Source organism: Advenella kashmirensis W13003, from assembly GCF_000506985.1.
In the GTDB taxonomy this organism is placed as follows: Bacteria; Pseudomonadota; Gammaproteobacteria; order Burkholderiales; family Burkholderiaceae_B; genus Advenella; species Advenella kashmirensis_A.
Genome location: NZ_KI650979.1, coordinates 207060 through 222628 on the forward strand (window position 1 = coordinate 207060; position 15569 = coordinate 222628).

The 15569-nt window shown below is 58.8% G+C and carries 13 protein-coding genes; 6 read left to right on the forward strand and 7 right to left on the reverse strand.

Annotation, left to right across the window (positions count from 1 at the left end; genetic code table 11):
* Window positions 1–9: 9 nt before the first annotated feature.
* The 5 genes from W822_RS25195 to W822_RS25215 all read right to left on the reverse strand — a co-directional run bounded on the left by W822_RS25195 (window position 10) and on the right by W822_RS25215 (window position 7082).
* Window positions 10–1662: an AMP-binding protein gene (locus W822_RS25195; RefSeq protein WP_024003265.1), complete on the reverse strand. Its 1653-nt coding sequence runs from the start codon at window positions 1660–1662 to the stop codon at window positions 10–12.
* A gap of 144 nt (window positions 1663–1806) precedes the next feature.
* Entirely contained in the window at window positions 1807–2976 is a 1170-nt protein-coding gene (locus W822_RS25200; RefSeq protein ID WP_024003266.1) for an acyl-CoA dehydrogenase family protein, read from the reverse strand.
* Between the two features lie 2 nt (window positions 2977–2978).
* Window positions 2979–3833, reverse strand: coding sequence for an enoyl-CoA hydratase family protein (locus W822_RS25205; protein WP_024003267.1), 855 nt, complete (start codon window positions 3831–3833; stop codon window positions 2979–2981).
* Window positions 3834–3929: 96 nt separating this feature from the next.
* A complete protein-coding gene (locus tag W822_RS25210) occupies window positions 3930–4727 on the reverse strand; it encodes an SDR family NAD(P)-dependent oxidoreductase (protein ID WP_024003268.1) in 798 nt (265 codons plus the stop codon).
* A gap of 6 nt (window positions 4728–4733) precedes the next feature.
* A complete protein-coding gene (locus W822_RS25215; RefSeq protein WP_024003269.1) occupies window positions 4734–7082 on the reverse strand; it encodes a bifunctional salicylyl-CoA 5-hydroxylase/oxidoreductase in 2349 nt (782 codons plus the stop codon).
* A 276-nt stretch (window positions 7083–7358) separates the two neighbouring features.
* Here W822_RS25215 and W822_RS25220 point away from each other — a divergent pair, with 276 nt between their 5' ends.
* The 3 genes from W822_RS25220 to W822_RS25230 all read left to right on the forward strand — a co-directional run bounded on the left by W822_RS25220 (window position 7359) and on the right by W822_RS25230 (window position 11481).
* A complete protein-coding gene (locus tag W822_RS25220; RefSeq protein WP_024003270.1) occupies window positions 7359–7835 on the forward strand; it encodes a MarR family winged helix-turn-helix transcriptional regulator in 477 nt (158 codons plus the stop codon).
* Window positions 7836–8018: 183 nt separating this feature from the next.
* A complete protein-coding gene (glpD, locus tag W822_RS25225) occupies window positions 8019–9611 on the forward strand; it encodes a glycerol-3-phosphate dehydrogenase (protein WP_024003271.1) in 1593 nt (530 codons plus the stop codon).
* Between the two features lie 133 nt (window positions 9612–9744).
* A complete protein-coding gene (locus W822_RS25230; RefSeq protein WP_024003272.1) occupies window positions 9745–11481 on the forward strand; it encodes a CYTH and CHAD domain-containing protein in 1737 nt (578 codons plus the stop codon).
* Between the two features lie 188 nt (window positions 11482–11669).
* Here the strand turns inward: W822_RS25230 and ftsY are convergent, their stop codons facing one another.
* A complete protein-coding gene (gene ftsY / locus W822_RS0123065) occupies window positions 11670–12860 on the reverse strand; it encodes a signal recognition particle-docking protein FtsY (RefSeq protein WP_031241983.1) in 1191 nt (396 codons plus the stop codon).
* 670 nt (window positions 12861–13530) lie between these two features.
* On the opposite strand from ftsY, the gene rsmD reads away from it, so the two are divergent.
* The 3 genes from rsmD to W822_RS25250 all read left to right on the forward strand — a co-directional run bounded on the left by rsmD (window position 13531) and on the right by W822_RS25250 (window position 15179).
* The gene (gene rsmD / locus W822_RS25240) at window positions 13531–14139 is read left to right on the forward strand and encodes a 16S rRNA (guanine(966)-N(2))-methyltransferase RsmD (RefSeq protein WP_024003274.1); all 609 of its coding nucleotides are present in this window, start codon (window positions 13531–13533) and stop codon (window positions 14137–14139) included.
* 87 nt (window positions 14140–14226) lie between these two features.
* The gene (gene coaD, locus W822_RS25245) at window positions 14227–14742 is read left to right on the forward strand and encodes a pantetheine-phosphate adenylyltransferase (protein WP_024003275.1); all 516 of its coding nucleotides are present in this window, start codon (window positions 14227–14229) and stop codon (window positions 14740–14742) included.
* Between the two features lie 185 nt (window positions 14743–14927).
* Window positions 14928–15179: a YfhL family 4Fe-4S dicluster ferredoxin gene (locus W822_RS25250; RefSeq protein WP_024003276.1), complete on the forward strand. Its 252-nt coding sequence runs from the start codon at window positions 14928–14930 to the stop codon at window positions 15177–15179.
* Window positions 15180–15181: 2 nt separating this feature from the next.
* Here W822_RS25250 and W822_RS0123070 read toward each other — a convergent pair whose 3' ends face one another.
* Window positions 15182–15556, reverse strand: coding sequence for an MOSC N-terminal beta barrel domain-containing protein (locus tag W822_RS0123070; RefSeq protein ID WP_031241984.1), 375 nt, complete (start codon window positions 15554–15556; stop codon window positions 15182–15184).
* Between the last annotated feature and the right edge of the window lie 13 nt (window positions 15557–15569).

The window sequence follows — 15569 nt, forward strand, 5'->3', positions numbered from 1 at the left end:
TCCAAAGTATTACCGGGTTTCGGCCATTTTTCTCAAAACAAAACGCTGCAGCTTGCCGGTTTCGGTGCGCGGCAGTTGCTCGACAAATTCGATTTCACGCGGGTATTTGTAGGGCGCCGCTTCGCGCTTGACGTAATCCTGCAGGGTCTTGACCAGGTCTGCGTCAGGTGCAAAGCCCGGGTGGAGCACGACGTAGGCTTTGACAATGGCGCCCCGCTCCTCATCGCGCGCGCCCACAACGCCGCAATCAGCCACCGCTTCGTGCGTCATCAGCACGCTCTCAACTTCAGGACCGGCAATGTTGTAACCGGCGGAGACGATCATGTCGTCGTCGCGGGCGCGGTAATAGAAATAGCCATCCACATCCATCACAAACGCGTCGCCGGGCAGATTCCACTGCTGCTGCACATAGCGTGACTGGCGCTCATCATCCAGGTAGCGGCAGCCGGTAGGCCCGCGCACGGCCAGCCGGCCAAGCGTGCCGGGCGGCACTTCGTTCATGTTTTCATCGACAACCCTGGCCTGATAGCCGGGCACCACCCGTCCGATCGCGCCATCACGAATGTCATTGCCCGAGCTGGATATATAAACATGCATCATTTCGGTGCCGCCGATGCCATCTGTCATATTGATGCCGCTGGCCTTTTTCCACAGCTGACGCGTTGCGTCCGGCAGCGCTTCACCTGCAGACACGCAAATGCGCAGCGAGGCCAGCGAGTAGCTGCCCGCCAGCTCCGCCATTTTCCGGTAGAACGTCGGCGCGGTGAAGGTCATGGTCACTTTTTGCTCCTGGATGACCTGCAGGAACAGTTCGGGAGTAAGTTTTTCCACCAGCAGGGTCGAGGCGCCGGCGCGTAGCGGAAAGCACAGCAGGCCGCCGAGGCCGAATGTGAACGCCAGCGGCGGCGTACCGCAGGCAATGTCGGTTTCGCGCGTCTGCAGGATATGGCTGGAGAACGTGTCGCACATGGCCAGCACATCGCGATGAAAATGAATGCAGCCCTTGGGTTTGCCCGTCGTACCACTGGTAAAGGCAATGATGCAGGGGTCATCCCGCAGGGTTAGCGCATCATAGGGCACATCGCTCTTTGAGGCGGCGCGCGCCTGCATATCGTCCGGCGCATCACTGCCGAAGGTGAGGATCTGTTGCAATTGGGGACAGTAATTCGGGTTGTCCGGCGTACTGCATTGCTGCAGCTCGTCCAGCAGGCGCGCGTCGCACAGTGCAGCCTGGGCGCGGGACATCTTCAGGATAGTACACAGCTCGCGCGCGCGCAGCAACGGCATGGTCGGAACGGCAACAACCCCCGCCTTAAGGCTGGCAAGCAATGCGCCGGTCATTCCCAGATTATTGGGTCCGCGCAGCAGCAGGCGGTTGCCCGACACCAGACCCATGTCTTCGGTCAGCACCCGCGCCAGCTGATTGGTCCATTGCGCCAGTGCCTGGTAGCTCATCTGCTTTTGCGCGCCGTTTTCCAGCCAGCGCAAGGCGATATTGCTCCCGCGTCCCGCCTGCAGGTGGCGGTCAATCAGCTCTACCGCACTGTTCAGCTTTTCCGGGTATTGCAATTGTGGTGAATCGAAAAGATACACGGGTTGCTGGCCGATGGCGGGCATATGGTCCAGGACAAACCGGTCTTGTAATCCTGTATGTGGTGTCATCGCTTGTCTCCTTTAGGACACGCTACCGTCTTATGGACGGCGAGCCTGCCCATTTTGCTCTTGTGATTCTATTGTCCGCGGCTCTGCGCTTGCGCGGCGGTTTCTGCGTATGTTCGGTTATCACTGCGCTTGCACGATCACATATCAATCCCGCAATATTTCACGTGCAATAATCAGTTTCTGCACCTCGGTGGCGCCCTCGTAGATGCGCAAGGCGCGGATGTCCCGGTACAGGCCCTCGACCACTTCACCTGCAACAACCCCTTGCCCGCCGAACAGCTGCAGGGCCCGGTCAATCACCTGTTGCGCCGATTCAGTAGCGAACATTTTGGCCATGGCCGCTTCTTTGGTCGTTCTGGCCTGGAACACATCCCGACGCCACGCGGCGCGATAGGTCAGCAGCCTGCTGGCATCAAGGGCGGTTGCCATATCGCCCAGCGCCGCCTGGGTCAATTGCAGATCGGCCAGCACACCGCCGAACATCTTGCGTGACTTGCTGCGCGTGAGCGCCTCGTCCAGCGCCCGGCAGGCAAAACCATTGGCCGCCGCAGCAACCGAGGCGCGAAAGATATCCAGCACCTGCATGGCCAGTTTGAACCCTTCCCCCTTAACGCCCAGGAGCGCTTCGGCCTCGACCCGGCAGTGGCTGAAGCGCAAAACCGCCAGGGGATGCGGGGCCATGACTTCAATACGTTCCGAAGTATCGAGCCCCGCTGTATCGCTATCGACAATAAATGCGCTGATACCCCGCGCACCGGGCAGAAAGTCGGTGCGCGCAAAAACGCAATAGAAGTCGGCAATGCCTCCGTTTGAAATCCAGGTTTTGACACCGTCAAGCACATAGCCCGACCCCTGCACGCTAGCCTTGCAGGCCATGGCGGCCACATCGGAACCCGCTTCCGGCTCGGACAGGGCAAAGGCGGCAATTTTTTCGCCGCGCGCCACCCGCGGCAGATAAGTCTTTTTCTGGGCGTCGGAGCCGCCCAGCACGATCGCCCCGCTGCCCAGCCCCTGCATCGCAAAGGCAAAATCAGCCAGGGGATGGTAGCGGGCAAAGGTCTCGCGGATCAGGCAGACAATGCGTGAGTCAATGTATTCGTCAGCGCCGCCCCAGCTTCCGTTGGGGCCCGCGGGTACGGCATAGCGCAACCATCCACCCTCGCCCATGCGCCGAACCAGCTCGCGGCAGGTGTCGTCGGTGTTGTTATGAGGGAAGTTGCGCAGATTCTCCCTGGCCCAGCGCTCCAGTTCGACTGCCAGATGGCGATGGCGCGTTTCAAAAAACGGCCAGTCCAGAAATTCGTGGTCAGGCATGGTCAGTCTCCCTCAAACACCGGTTTCTGTCTGGCCACGAAAGCGTGGTAGGCCCGGTGAAAATCCTGTGTCTGCATGCAGATGGCCTGTGCCCTGGCCTCGGCGTCAATGGCTTCATCGACGCCCATATTCCACTCCTGATGCAGGCAACGCTTGGTCACGCCGTGGGCAAATGTCGGACCGGCCGCGATTTGCGCTGCCAGTGTTTGCGCGGCGGCCAGTACCTGATCGGACTCGTGCAACTGGTTATAGAACCCCCAGTCCAGCCCCTCTTGTCCCGACATGACCCGTCCGGTGTAGAGCAGTTCGCTGGCGCGGCCCTGTCCGATAATCCGCGGCAAAATGGCACAGGCGCCCATGTCCGCACCCGCCAGGCCCACGCGGGTAAATAAAAATGCCGTCTTGCAGTCTGCGGTTCCCAGCCGGATATCGGCGGCCATGGTCAGGATGGCGCCGGCACCGGCACAGACACCGGCCACCGCTGCAACTACCGGTTGCGGACACGCCCTGATGGCCTTGACCAGATCGCCGGTCATCTGGGTAAAGGCAAGCAGTTGCGGCATCGCCATCCGGGTCAGCGGGCCGATAATTTCATGCACATCGCCGCCGGAACAAAAATTGCCGCCAGCGCCCGTGATCACCACCGTTTTAATATCCGAAGCGTAGCTCAGGGCCCGGAACAGGTCGCGCAACTCGGCATAGGAATCGAAGGTGAGCGGATTTTTTCTGTCCGGCCGGTTCAGCATTATCGTTGCAACCTTGTGATCGTCGCTGACCTGCCACTCAAAATGGATTCCACGATAGCCCGCCATGGGCTGCTGATTCTGCATGGGATGAATGTCATCCGTGATGGTCATGATTCGTTCTCCTGTTCAGTTCGCGGGTACCGTTGGCAGCGAAGTAGCGCCAATCTGCGCGAAACCCCGCGATGCGCCATTTCTCGGGGCGTTGATTCATCCGGCCATTTTTTCACCGCCGTCCACCGGCACAGCCTGGCCATTGATACTGCCCGACTGCGGCAGGCACAGCCAAAGTACGGCATGCGCCACTTCCTCGGGCTGCACCAGTTTTCCCTGCGGATTGTTGCCCGCCAGGTTGGCCCTGGCCTGCTCTGCCGTCATTCCGGTTTTGGCCACCATATTGGCGATGGCCCCTTCAAGTAATGGCGTTTCGGTATAGCCCGGACATACGGCATTGACCGTGATATTTTTGCCGGCCAGTTCCAGCGCGAGCGCGCGGGTCAGTCCAACCACCCCGTGCTTGGCTGCGCAATAGGCGGTGACATACCCATATCCCTTGAGCCCGGCCACGCTGGCCACATTCACAACCCGCCCCCAGCCCTGCGCCAGCATGTCGGGCAATGCAGCCGCGATGCACTGATACGTGCCCGTCAGATTGACCTGCAGCATCCGGTTCCAGAACTCGGCATCCATGCGGTCAAAGCGCTGGCTGGCTGCCTGCCCGGCATTGTTCACCAGAATATCAATGGGACCAGCGCCTTTGCGCGCCTGGGCAAAGGCGCGCGCGATGGCATTTTCATCTGTGATATCGGCCTGTACCGTCTGAATGCGCGAGGCGCTTTGCGGGAACGTAGCGGCAGCAGACTGCAGGTCAGTCGCATTGCGCGCCAGCATGGTCACCCGCGCACCGGCATCCAATACCAGGCGCGTCACTTCCAGCCCGATCCCCTTGCTGGCACCGGTGATCAGGACATGACGATTTTCAAGAGAGGGCGTTGCGGTACGGGTCATGATGTTTTATCCATTCTGCATGAGTTGGGCACGCTCAAACAGCGTTTCGATCTGGCGTTTGCCGGCGCTGTATTGCCTGGGCCAGTTGATATGGGTGTAGCCGATTTTTGCCGTTTCGCTCAGCGTCCAGGCCGGATTGGCCAGGTGCGGGCGACCTACCGCACACAAGTCGGCACGACCCGAGGCAATAATGCTATTGACCTGATCGGCTTGCGTGATGGCGCCGACCGCCATGGTCGCGATGCCTTCCTGGTTGCGTATTTCATCAGCGAAGGGCGTCTGGTACATCCGCCCATACACGGGCTTTTGCGCGGGGCTGACCTGGCCTGACGAACAGTCGATCAGATCGGCGCCCGCAGCCTTGAAGGCACGGGCAATCAACACCGCGTCATCGGCTGTGATGCCCCCGTCCACCCAGTCGCTGGCCGAAATCCGTACGTTCAGTGGCCGCTCCTGAGGCCAGACCGCTCGCATGGCGGCAAAGACCTCCAGCGGATAACGCAGCCGGTTTTCCAGTGTGCCGCCGTAATCGTCCTGGCGCTCATTGGTCAGCGGTGAAATAAAGCAGGACAGCAGATAACCATGGGCACAATGCAGTTCAAGCACATCAAAGCCTGCCTCGTCAGCCCGCCTGGTCGCCTGCACAAATGCATCTGTTATACCCTGCATGCCGGCGCGATCCAGCGCCTGCGGGACCTGGGAAATATCCGGCAGGTAGGGCAGCGGCGAGGCCGACACCAGCGGCCAGTTGCCCGATTCCAGCGGCATGTCAATGCCTTCCCACGCGGCTCTGGTTGAGCCCTTGCGGCCTGCGTGACCAAGCTGGATACCTATTTTGGCGTCCGACTGGGTGTGCACTGCCTGTACGATATTTTTCCAGGCCTGGGTTTGCGCATCGTTCCATAAGCCCGGACAGTATGGCGTGATACGCGCTTCGGGAGACACGCAGGTCATTTCCACCATGACCAGCCCTGCACCGCCCAGCGCGCGCGCCAGCAAATGCTGGAAATGAAACGCACCCGGCACACCGTCAACGCAGGAATACATGGCCATGGGGGAAACCACAATCCGGTTTTTGAGCCTGACCGAACGCAGCGAGAACGGCGTCCACATGGGCGGAACGGGCGATGCGCCCTCCTCGGCCACCGGCTGGCTATCTTCGCCGTTGCTGTCCTGGCGGCTGAACCAGTTTTCGAAGCGCGCCATCCAGCGTGGATCGCGCAGCCGCAAGTTTTCATGTGAAATACGCTGCGAGCGTGTCAGCAGCGAATAGGCAAACTGTTCCGGCGCCAGACGACTGTAGCGGTCCACATGTTCAAACCACTCGGTGGAATTGCGCGCGGCGTTCTGGATTTTCAGCACTTCGATACTGCGCTGTGATTCGTACTGCGCGAGCGCGTCGGCCGGATCGCTGTGTGCGGCAAAACGCTGATCCAGTTCGATGGCATCTTCCAGGGCTAGCTTGGTTCCCGACCCGATGGAAAAATGGGCAGTGTGGGCAGCGTCACCCATCAATACCACCGGCACCCGCTTGCCATCGGGCAATGTCTGGTGGTGAACCCAACGCTCGCAAATCACGCGCGGGAACTGGGCCCAGATAGCCGACCCCCGCAGGTGTTTGGCATTGCTCAGCAAGCGCTTGCCATCCAGCCAGGGCGCAAACAGCTTTTCGCAATACGCGATGCCGTCTTCCTGGGACATCTGGTCGATGCCTGCAGCGCGCCAGGTTTCATCACGCGTTTCCACGATAAAGGTGGACATGCCCTTTTCGTACTGATAGGCATGAGCCTGAAACCAGCCGTGTTCGGTCTGGACAAAGGCAAAGGTAAAGGCATCGAAGGTTTTTTCCGTACCCAGCCAGACGAACCGGCAGCGGCGCGTATCGATATCGGGTCGGAATGTGTCGGCATAGCGAGTACGAATGCGGCTATTGATACCATCAGAGGCAATGATCAGATCAGCGTCATATTGCACGGCGATGGCCTGATCGTCCTCGACCACGGTTTCAAACACCAGTTCCACCCCAAGATCCAGGCAGCGTTGCTGCAGGATATTGAGCATCTTCTTGCGACCGATACCGATGAATCCATGCCCGCCGCTGCGAAGCGTGGTCTGCCCGATATGAATATCAATATTGTCCCAATGATTGAACTCATGGATGATTTGTTCGGTAGTGGCCGCATCGGCTTTTTTCAGATTCTCCAGCGTCGCATCAGAGAACACGACACCCCAGCCGAAGGTGTCAAACGCACGATTGCGCTCAATGACCACGACACGATCCCGGGGGTTGCGTTTTTTTAACAGCAGCCCGGCGTACAAACCGGCAGGGCCGCCACCGATACAAACGATGTTCATGACAGATCCTTTGAGAACGCTCCGCGCCGCCACAGACCCCGGCGCGCTGTATCCGCGTCAACCCCAGGCAAATGGAGCCGGCTCAGAAACGATGATTTGTCTCTTTTCGATTAATATTTATTTTAAGTTTAAACTAATTTATAATTCACCACAAACGGTTTTTGTAAACAGACCTCACGCCGCAAGGTGGTGCAAAAATCGCGTCACGATTACAATCTGCACTCCCGTTGCCGTACTCATTTCGTTCTGGCTTCAAAACTTTCAGCAGGAGCAGTTATGCAACACGATCTGGAAACCCGCGCAGCAAGCAGCGACCATGCCGAATTGCGCCTGTGGCTGCGCCTGCTGACCTGCACCAGCCTGATCGAAAATCACATTCGCAATTGTCTGCGTGTGCAGTTCGATTGCACCCTGCCGCGCTTTGACCTGATGGCACAGCTGGCGCGGGAACCGCAGGGCATGCGCATGGGCGATCTGTCCGCGCGCCTGATGGTCAGCAACGGCAATGTCACGGCGATTGCCAACCAGCTTGAAAAAGAAGGCCTGATCCTGCGCAAAGTCAGCAGCGAAGACCGGCGCACGACTTTTCTGCGCCTGAGCGCCAAGGGGCGCCGACAGTTCGACAAGATGGCCGCCGCTCACGAAACCTGGCTTCAGGACATGTTCAGCAGCATGCCCAAAGGCAATCAGAAAGAGCTGTATACTCTGCTTGCCGATCTGAAACAGACCGCCCTGAGCGCTTCCCGCCTATGACGGAAATGAAGGCCATGAGCGCCTCCATAACGGGACTCGCACCGCACGCTTTTGCCGTCGCTTCGTATATCCCGTAGCCTGCACACCTGCCATCACGGTCGTCCGCCCGTTCGGGTAAAATAACTTTTTCTGACGACAATACGATGACTGTCGTCAGTAATGTATTTCTTCGGAGCAGTCCAGATGAACACGGAAGCGATTCAGCAGAATGATCAATCCATGGCGCAGGTCGATCTGCTGGTGGTCGGCGGCGGAATCAACGGAACCGGCATTGCCCGTGACGCTGTCGGGCGCGGCCTGTCGGTACTGCTCTGTGAAAAAGACGACCTGGCCAGTGCAACCTCGTCGGCCAGCAGCAAGCTGATTCATGGCGGTTTGCGCTACCTGGAGCAATACGAATTCCGTCTTGTGCGCGAAGCACTGGCCGAGCGTGAGGTCTTGCTGAACATTGCCCCGCATATTGTGCGACCCCTGCGCTTTGTATTGCCTCATGATCATACTTTGCGTCCGGTCTGGATGATTCGCGCAGGCCTTTTCCTGTATGACCATCTGGCGCGACGCTCGCCACGCCTGCCCGGCTCCCGTCATGTGCGCCTGGACGACGAGTCAGCCTTTGCCCGGCCGATGGCCGACCGGATCAAACAGGGCTTTCTGTATTCAGACTGCCAGGTAGACGATTCCCGGCTGGTTGTGCTCAATGCCATGGACGCACAACAACGCGGCGCGCAAATTCTGACGCGCACAGCCTGCGTCTGCGCCCAGCCCAGGGATGGCCGCTGGCAGGTCACCTTGCAGGATGTCCACGGCCGCCAGCTGGAGGTCAGCGCACGAGTCCTGGTGAACGCGGCCGGCCCCTGGGTCGAAAATGTACAACAATCGGTCAGCGACACCCAGACAAAAACCCATAATCATCTGCGCCTGATCAAAGGCAGTCATCTGGTCACCCGAAAACTGTATGAGGGCGACCACGCTTATATTCTGCAAAACGACGACAAACGCATTGTCTTTATCACACCGCACCGTGATGCCTATTCCATGATCGGCACAACCGATGTCGACTTCAGCGGCGATGCCCGACACGCCACGATTTCTGAAGAAGAAACAAGCTATTTGCTGTCAGTCGTCAACCGCTACCTGCGCGAGCCGGTCACGCCCAGCGATGTGGTCTCCAGCTGGTCGGGCGTGCGTCCCCTGTATGACGATGCCGAAGGCAAAGCCTCTGCCGTCACCCGCGACTATGTCTTCGACGTAACGGGTGGCAAAAACGGCGCCCCCGTCATGCTGTCCATTTTTGGTGGCAAAATCACCACCTATCGGAAACTGGCCGAACACGCCCTGGAAAAACTGCAGCCCTTTCTGAAGCAGGGGCCGGCCTGGACAGCCACCGCAACGCTGCCCGGCGGCCAGCTACCTGAAACGGACCCACGGCGCTTTCTGCAACATTTACAGGCAGATTATCCCTGGCTGGACCTGAAACTACTGGAACGCCTCGTCGCAGCCTATGGCTCGATGACATCCGAGATTATCGGCAAGGCACAGTCGACTGCCGATCTGGGCATGCATTTCGGCCATGGACTGTATGAAGCAGAAGCCCGCTGGCTTATTGACCGGGAATGGGCCCAGACGCCACAGGATATTTTGTGGCGCCGCACGCGGCTGGGGCTCAAATTCAGTGACGGACAGGTACGAACGCTTGAACACTGGCTGGCGGGCAGAACCCCTGCCGCAGTGGGGCAGTCTGCCGCTTTCTTTGATACTGCGCTCGCGCCGGAATAAACCATGGAAGGAATGGATTTCCTGCTGATTTGAATGCTTATGTCCAATTTATGACATGTCATCAAATACATATCTTCCTAGTGTTACTATACGTAGCATCTCCAAATTACGTATTACCCAAATCACAACGACTATGTCTGAACAGGAACTCAAGCTGCACGTGCCTGCGTCCGCAGCTGCGCAGGTAGAAAGCGCACTTAAGAAAGCCAAATGCGACACCATTTCGCTGCGCGCCATGTATTTCGATACTCCCGACCGCGAACTGGCCAAGGCGAAAATTGCCATCCGGCTGCGGCTGGAAGGCGATAACTGGGTCCAAACCCTCAAAATGCCGGGCGCCAACGCCCTGACCAAACTGGAACTCAACCACAACCGCCCCAACGCGGTTCTGGATCTGAGCCTGTACGCCGGAACCCCGGCAGAAGCCGCACTGCTCAAACTGGGTAAACCCCTGGAGCTTCGCTACGAAACCGACATCACCCGCCTGTACCGCCGCCAGCGCACCCGCAAGGGCACGGTCGAAATCGCCTTCGATACGGGTGTCATCCGGGCCGGCGAGCTGGAACTGCCCGTCTCTGAAGTGGAGTTCGAACTGGTTTCCGGCACAGCCGAAGCGATTTTCGAGCTGGGACACAAATGGCTGTCTCAATACAAACTGCTTTTGGACCTGCGCAGCAAATCACATCGCGGCGACGCCCTCGCCCAGTCTGCCGCCAATATCCGCGACGCAGGCGGGGCGATAGCCAGCTCCCAGTCGCGCGATAGCGAAGTGACGCGTTTCTGGGCACCCCGCAAGGCACGCGCCTATGAGATTGACAAGCTGGGCAGCGCCACGCAGGCCCTGATTTCTGTCACCAACGAATGTCTGGAACAGATCACTGCCAATGCGGGCGCTCTGGCCGAAATCGACACGCTGGGCGTGGTCCAGGTCGGACGGCCGGAACATGTTCATCAATTGCGTATCGGCATGCGTCGCCTGACCAGCAACTGGAAACTGTTTTCAGGCCTGGCCTGGCTGCCCGACGAAGACATCCGCAACGAATTGCGCGTACATCTGGCCCGATTCGGCGCGACCCGCGATCTTGATGTCATGCTGGCCACCATCGTGCCTGTCCTGACAGACGCCGGCATGCCGGCCATGCAATTTGGCTCACATGCGGAAGGCGCCACGCCTCACGATATTGCCAAAAGCCCGGCCTTCCAGCAATGGTTGCTGCGACTGCTTGAGTGGACGGTGCTCACGCCCACCAACGATCCGATCGAAGCGGCCGCCGAGGACATCGACACAACGCAAGACGATCAGGACCTGCCCGATGCACTGGATTCAAACGATGCCGAACAGACCACACCAGAGGCGACGCAAGCCGCCGCATCTGCCATTCAGGATGTGGCCCTGTCTGCGCCCGCGCCAACTGATACGGCATCGTCGTCCGGTCTGCTCGAACCATTGATCATTCCCCTGACGCCCCTGCCCCAGGGACGGCCCGTTTTACGCAGGATGCTGGAGCAGCGCCTGAATAAATGGAACCGGCAGATCGTGCGTCACTGGAAAACCGAAGACAAGTCGGATATTGAGTCGTACCATGACTTGCGCAAGCGCATCAAACGCATGCGTTATGCGCTGAATGTGTATGAGGGCCTGCGTCCCAACTGCAATCTGGGCCCGTATGTGAAGAAACTTGCCGCCGCACAGGAAGTGTTCGGCAAACTGAATGATATGTCCACCGCCCTGACGTTCTTCAGCGCCCACACACAAACCCACCCGGGTGCCTGGTTCGCCGTGGGCTGGTTGACAGCCACACTGGAGACGTTGAAACACGAGGCCGACGAGGCACTGACTCACGTCCCGGGGAAAATCCGATACGATTGATTGATCCGATTAAGCAAATAGTAGAAGAGCCAGGCGCAAAAAAAGCCGAATCTGGAACCGTACCGGATTCGGCTTTTTTACGCGTTGGCGGAAACCAGCTTACGGTTGGCCTTCGTTGCGGGATTTTGAATAGTACTGACTTGCGGTTGTCCCTCGACCCGGAGTCCTGAATCGCAAACTCTGGCTGGTCAGTCGCCCAGCAATGCGCCCGCAAATTCGGACGCAACAAAGGGTTGCAGGTCCTGCAAGGTTTCGCCCACGCCGATCCAGTATACGGGCACCGGACGAACGCCCTGGCTGCCCGCCGCGACCGCAGCCAATGTGCCTCCTTTGGCGGTGCCATCCAGTTTGGTCACGACCAACCCGGTCAGGGTGAGAGCCGCATCAAAAGCCTTGATCTGCGAAATCGCGTTCTGGCCGGTATTGCCATCCACAACCAGCAGAACCTCATGAGGGGCTTCACCATCAGCCTTGCCAATGACCCGCTTGATTTTCTTGAGCTCTTCCATGAGGTGCAGTTGCGTCGGCAGCCGGCCTGCAGTGTCGACCATAACGATCGAAGCCTTGCGGGCCCGGCCGGCGTTGACGGCATCGAACGCCACGGCGGCAGGATCGCCGCCATCCTGCGCAATGACGGCCACGTTATTGCGTGCACCCCATTCGATCAACTGCTCGCGCGCCGCGGCGCGGAACGTATCGCCGGCGGCCAGCAGCACACTGTGTCCCTGCGCCTGGAAGTGATGTGCCAGTTTGCCGATTGAGGTGGTTTTTCCGGCGCCATTGACGCCTGCAATCATCACAACGCGCGTCTGGCCCGTGCCGGCATTAAACGGCTTTTCCAGCGGCGTCAAATGCTCTGCCAGCAGATCGCGCAAGGCGCGCTTGACCGTTTGCGCATCTTCAATCCGCTCTTTTTTCACCTTGTTGCGAAGTTTGTCGAGCAGCGATTGGGTCGCCTCAACACCGGCATCGGCCATGATCAGGGCCGTTTCCAGTTCTTCAAAGAGATTTTCATCAACCTTGACGCCCACAAACAAGGAACTGATATTGGAACCGGTGCGTGACAGACCGTCCTTGAGCCGCGACAGCCAGGATTTTTTCTCTGGGCGGGGTGTTTCTGCTGCGGATGTTGCAGGTGCGGCCGGGGCGACCAAAGGCGGCACAATCGGGGATGGTGTGGAAACAGGCGTGTCGGCAGTCACTGAGGTCGTCTCGGGCGCCGACGGTGCAGTTGCGACTGCTTGAGACTGAGGCGACGCAGAAGCGACTGCGGTCGGGCTAGCGACTGCACTGGCTGATGGCGATGAAACGGGCGTGGCGTGGGACGCGGCTGCAGTCTGGGCTGCGGATGCTGCTTCTGGCGCGAGCACCGCTTCGATGGGTTTTCTGGCACCGGCAGCCTTCTCGCTCAGATCCACATGAACCGGCGGTGCTTCGGGGAGCGAGCGCACATCGCGTTCGCTTACCGAGGAGGACAGAGGTACCGAATCAGAAGGCCTTGTCAGTGGTGGCGGCGTTTGCCCGGGCGCCTGGGGTGATGGCTCGGCGGGCACTGGCGGTGGCACTTCCCTGATCGTTGGCTCGGCTGGTGCAGGCGCTGGCGGTTCCTTGACCGGCGGCTCGTCCGGCGCAGGCGCTGGTGGTTCTTTGACGGGCGGCTCAGCTGGCGCAGGCGGTGGTGGCTCCTTGACTGGCGGCTCGACGGGTGCCGGTGCAGGCGGCTCCTTGACGGGCGGTTCGGGTAAAGGCGGCTCTTCAATTGAAGGTCCGTTTTCAGATGGCGCTTTTCCCGTGTTGCTGTCATTCTGTTCGACGTGTTCAGCATCGCCCCGTTCATGCGCGAGCGTGTGATCCGGGACAGGCGTCAGCGCAACCCCTTCTTCAAGGGTCTCGGGCTGGCGGGTCTCGAGAACCGGCTCAACGGGCTTTCCCGTGGTCTCGCTGGTTTTCTTTTTACGTTTGAAAAAACTGAACATGGGTCGTCGCAGGAAAGTGAATACTACAATAACAATAGGATTTTCTATTTTAACAGTCTATGTCACAACAATGATGAAACCAGCAAACCGCCAGACAGGCGCCTCGGGCAAGCGCCAGGCCGTCCGGATTATTGGCGGCCAATACCGCAGGTCACTGATTCCGGTCGTGGACGCCGGTGGCCTGCGCCCCACCTCCGATCGCATCCGCGAAACCCTGTTCAACTGGCTCACGCATTTGTGGGACGGTAAGTTCGATGACAAATCGGTCCTTGATGTATTCGCCGGTTCGGGAGCACTGGGCTTTGAAGCGGCCTCGCGCGGGGCTGCACATGTGCAGATGGCCGAAAACAACCCGGCGGCCCTGGCCACTCTGCGGGCAACCCGTGACAAATTGCAGGCAAATCAGGTGCGCATCAACAGCACCGATGCCTTTGTCATGCTGCAACGGATGGACGCCAGCAAGTTTGATCTGGTGCTGCTCGATCCGCCCTTTGCAGGCAAGTTGTTCGATCGGGTGTTTCCTTATCTTGAGGCAATTCTCAAGCCCGGCGGACTGGTCTATATTGAATCGGATCGGCCCGAAGACCCGGGTCCCGCCTTTCCAGTCATCCGCCAGGGCAAGGCCGGACAGGTGTATTATCAGTTACACGAACGGCTTATTGCGCCGCACAAGAACGATTAAATACCCTATAATCGACGTTCCTTTAAACGCTCAGGCCGCTATTGCGGTCTCTTTCCCGGCATCGATCGGGATCAAACGGAGCACATGATGATCACTGCTGTATACCCAGGGACATTTGATCCTCTCACCCGCGGACACGAGGATCTGGTGCGACGCGCAGCCAGCCTGTTTGATCACGTCGTGGTCGGCGTTGCCGTCAGCGCCGGGAAAAACCCACTGTTCACGATTGAAGAGCGCCTGCAAATTGCCGAGGAAGTGCTGGGTCACTACCCGAATGTCAGCGTCAAAAGCTTTGGCGGCCTGCTCAAGGATTTCGTGCGCCAAGAAGACGCACGCATCATCGTACGCGGCCTGCGCGCCGTTTCCGACTTCGAGTACGAATTCCAGATGGCCGGCATGAACCGGCATCTGCTGCCCGATGTAGAAACGCTCTTCATGACGCCCTCCGATCAATACCAATTCATTTCCGGCACCTTTGTGCGTGAAATCGCCCTGCTGGGTGGCGAGGTCGGCAAATTCGTCTTCCCTTCCGTTGAGCGCTGGCTGCACGAAAAGTCCAAGATCCGCCTGGCCGCGCGACAGGCTCAGTCAAAAGACGAGTAAAAAAACACGCCTGGGTCCTCCCAGGCGTCCCTGACAAAAATGAAGCGTAAATAAGCTGCAGCAACCTGCGAAGCCGCAGCGCTGCAACGCTCACCCTTTGCGGCGAAACACTTGCCTTTTCAGGTATTTATCCGGTCATTGGCGTACACTAGAGGGGTGTCTAAACTGAAAACGCCGAAACCATCATGGCCCTGCTGATTACCGATGAATGCATCAACTGTGACGTCTGCGAACCGCAGTGTCCCAATGAAGCCATTTATATGGGGGTGGATTTTTATGAAATCGACCCTGCCAAGTGCACCGAATGCGTCGGGCACCATGGCGAGCCGCAATGCCAGGTCGTCTGCCCGGTCGAGTGTATCGAAGTCAATCCTGAATGGCAGGAGTCCCAGGATATGCTCATGGCCAAATTCTACAAACTGACCAAAGCGGCCTGAAATCAGGCCTCCAGACTCTCATCGGGGTGCAGCTTGACCAGGCGTACGGGTCGTTCCAGAAGTTTACTGAACCATGCGTCCGCCAACTGCCCCTCGCTCACAACCCGCAAGGTGCGTCCCTTCACCTGCGCCTCTTCAAACGCCTCTTCATCATCTTCCAGCACATCGACCGGGATGTCCAGCCGCAGCATGCCTGGCGCACGAATTACCAGATAATCAAAACGAATGGCAAGTTCCACGTGCTTTAAAAGCGGGTCGTCAGTATTCAATGCCTGTGACTGTTCATCCAGAAGCAGCCAGCGCAATTGTGCGGCCGGCCGGATCGGGCCAGCGATGGCAGAGCATTGATAAATGGGCTGAAATTCGGAAATCGTCATGGTGCGAAACGGG

What these genes read in the sequence shown, in the direction of transcription:
- rsmD (WP_024003274.1), top strand. Translation starts at nt 13,531, where the DNA reads ATGAAACCAGCAAACCGCCAGACAGGCGCCTCGGGCAAGCGCCAGGCC.
- W822_RS25210 (WP_024003268.1), bottom strand. Translation starts at nt 4,727, where the DNA reads ATGACCCGTACCGCAACGCCCTCTCTTGAAAATCGTCATGTCCTGATC.
- W822_RS25195 (WP_024003265.1), bottom strand. Translation starts at nt 1,662, where the DNA reads ATGACACCACATACAGGATTACAAGACCGGTTTGTCCTGGACCATATG.
- W822_RS25250 (WP_024003276.1), top strand. Translation starts at nt 14,928, where the DNA reads ATGGCCCTGCTGATTACCGATGAATGCATCAACTGTGACGTCTGCGAA.
- glpD (WP_024003271.1), top strand. Translation starts at nt 8,019, where the DNA reads ATGAACACGGAAGCGATTCAGCAGAATGATCAATCCATGGCGCAGGTC.
- coaD (WP_024003275.1), top strand. Translation starts at nt 14,227, where the DNA reads ATGATCACTGCTGTATACCCAGGGACATTTGATCCTCTCACCCGCGGA.
- W822_RS25220 (WP_024003270.1), top strand. Translation starts at nt 7,359, where the DNA reads ATGCAACACGATCTGGAAACCCGCGCAGCAAGCAGCGACCATGCCGAA.
- W822_RS25200 (WP_024003266.1), bottom strand. Translation starts at nt 2,976, where the DNA reads ATGCCTGACCACGAATTTCTGGACTGGCCGTTTTTTGAAACGCGCCAT.
- W822_RS0123070 (WP_031241984.1), bottom strand. Translation starts at nt 15,556, where the DNA reads ATGACGATTTCCGAATTTCAGCCCATTTATCAATGCTCTGCCATCGCT.
- W822_RS25215 (WP_024003269.1), bottom strand. Translation starts at nt 7,082, where the DNA reads ATGAACATCGTTTGTATCGGTGGCGGCCCTGCCGGTTTGTACGCCGGG.
- W822_RS25230 (WP_024003272.1), top strand. Translation starts at nt 9,745, where the DNA reads ATGTCTGAACAGGAACTCAAGCTGCACGTGCCTGCGTCCGCAGCTGCG.
- W822_RS25205 (WP_024003267.1), bottom strand. Translation starts at nt 3,833, where the DNA reads ATGACCATCACGGATGACATTCATCCCATGCAGAATCAGCAGCCCATG.